The sequence below is a fragment of the Streptomyces sp. NPDC020362 genome (genome assembly GCF_040642095.1).
Lineage (GTDB): Bacteria > Actinomycetota > Actinomycetes > Streptomycetales > Streptomycetaceae > Streptomyces.
This window is the reverse complement of record NZ_JBFAET010000455.1, coordinates 1-2,102: the sequence shown is the minus strand read 5'-3', so window position 1 is coordinate 2,102 and position 2,102 is coordinate 1. Positions and strand designations below refer to the sequence as shown.

The 2,102-nt window shown below is 67.6% G+C and carries 2 protein-coding genes; one reads left to right on the top strand and one right to left on the bottom strand.

Features of this window, described 5'->3' with window-relative positions:
• Positions 1-1,208 precede the first annotated feature (1,208 nt).
• Positions 1,209-1,358: a hypothetical protein gene (locus tag AB0H32_RS48130; RefSeq protein ID WP_361136030.1), complete on the top strand. Its 150-nt coding sequence runs from the start codon at positions 1,209-1,211 to the stop codon at positions 1,356-1,358.
• A gap of 416 nt (positions 1,359-1,774) precedes the next feature.
• Here AB0H32_RS48130 and AB0H32_RS48125 read toward each other — a convergent pair.
• Positions 1,775-2,102, bottom strand: a 328-nt coding sequence (locus AB0H32_RS48125; protein WP_361136027.1) for a hypothetical protein, incomplete at its 5' end; no start/stop codon positions are given.

The window sequence follows — 2,102 nt, the reverse complement described above, 5'->3', positions numbered from 1 at the left end:
GCCCTCGTCGTCGGCAAACGACCGCAGGAGCAGGACGACGGGTTGGTCCTGCGGAAGGCGGTCCAAGGGCTGGATCACCTCTGCCCGGTGCCGGCCTCCCTCGCGCATGGCCCACCGTCCCCCGGACAACATCAAGGCCGTTACGGTCAGTTCTGCGGCTGTGGCCCCCAGCTCTGGCCGGCGTTCCACTGGTGCAGGGCGCGGTAGGACATCGCCCTGCAGGCCACCGCGACACCCATCATGAGGGTGCCGAGGATCTGTAGTGACAGCCCCCAGGACGGCGACTGGCGGAACTCGGCTCGGGGACGAGGAGGCCGCGTGCGGTCGGACGGTGTTCTCGGACCGCCCGGTGCGGCCGGCTCCGTCGGGACACTCGGTTCACCCGGTGCACTCAACTGCCCGTCGGATAACGGCTCGTGGTCTCCCGACATCTCGCCCCCCGTTGCCTGCATCCGCTTCTCACACGTCGTCACATCAGGCTGGCACTATCGTCCGCATGGGGGAATCAACCGATCTGGCCGCTCGCCGTGTCTGGGACTGGCAGAGTGTGTGGTCGCAGGCCGCCAACGCCGCAAAGCAGCAGCTGGGGAGGGCGCGTGCCGTCGGCCTCATATTGGGCATTGCGGCCGCTTCACTTTCTACCCTCGCGGCTCAGGTCATGGGCTGGCAGTCGGCGCTGGGATGCCCGCGTGGAACAGGAACCATGTCGGGAGACAGATCCAGGCGACAGGCTCAGCCGCTACCCACGGCGCGTAGAAGCACCACGCCCTGACGGCCTCGTGCACCTTCTGCCACTCGTCTGGCGGAGATGACCGCAGTGACGGAGGCATGGGGAAGGCGCGTTCCTGAAGCGGCCTTCCTTCCGTCGCTCCACCCACGCCCTGTGGGCGGCAAACGGGGGATCTAACAAAGTGCGCCGAACCCATCACGACAGCCTGTGTTCCGGGCGCAGCAACGAACCTGACCAGGAAGGGCATGTCGATCACGCTCAGCAAAAACAGGAAGCCGGCCAGGCCCCACCGGACGGGTGGAGACGCTAGACGCCCGTGGAGCGCCGGTAGGACGGGCACACGTGCCCGCACGGCGCGTTGAAGCAGGAAGCCGCCGGAAGGGTCAGACGATCCAGGCCGGAATCCCTGGACTTTAGGCCAGGGAGCACGTCAATTCTTCGGGCGCTTCCTCGACGCACGCAACGGCCAGATCGGACGGTGAGCCACGCGTCGTCCACGGACGAAGGTGTGTCCCCGTCACTGGCCGCGTTCCTGAACGAGACCGCCGACGCCATGGAAGCCATCGCCGCCGGCGCCCCGGAGACGCACCGGAAAGTCCAGGACGGCCGCCTGATCTGGAACTCCTGACACCCGGGAACACGATGGCCCCCGCGTCACCGTGGCATGGGGTCCTCATACGTTCGAGGCTGGGGGAGTTCACGTCGCTTCCGGCTCATCCCCGTCAGTGCCAGGGTTGATGACCCGCGGCACGGCAACGTCCGGGATCCCGCAATGCCTTGCGGAGCCGTCGGGGGCAAATGGTGTCGGGCCCGGCTCTGCGAGGCTCTGTTGGGGATGGGGCAGGCCCTTGACCAGGCCGCGGTTTCGGGCGGTTGATGCCTGGCCCGATGGCGCCGTGCTGGGTGCAGGAGTCACGGTCGAGGGCAGGTGGTCTGCCCTCCCGGTTGCGGCGGCGCGGGCGGCGGAGATTGCCCGGGTTCGTTCTGGTGTTGTTGTGGTGGTGGTGAGGGGTGGTCGGCGACTTTGTGGCGTCGTGTTGGGGTTCATGCGCCGGCGTTGCCGGTGCCGGTGTTCGTGCCGCCGCCGGTGGGGGTTCCGGCGGGGTTTGCGGGTCCGGTGTTGGTGGCCGGTGTGCCGTTGTTGTTGACGATGGGGATGTTGTTGTTGATGACGATGATGTTGGTGGGCTGGCCGCTCTTGTTGCTGTCTGATCGGTGGCGGTCGTGTCCGTGGTTGCTGTTGTGGCCGTGCCAGTGGCTGTCTTTTGCGGGTGCCGTGGTGACGGTGTTTGTGTGTGCGGGGGCGGCGAATGCGCTGGTGGGGAGCAGGGCGCCGCCTGCGGCCAGAGCCGTGGATGCGGTCAGGAGGGCA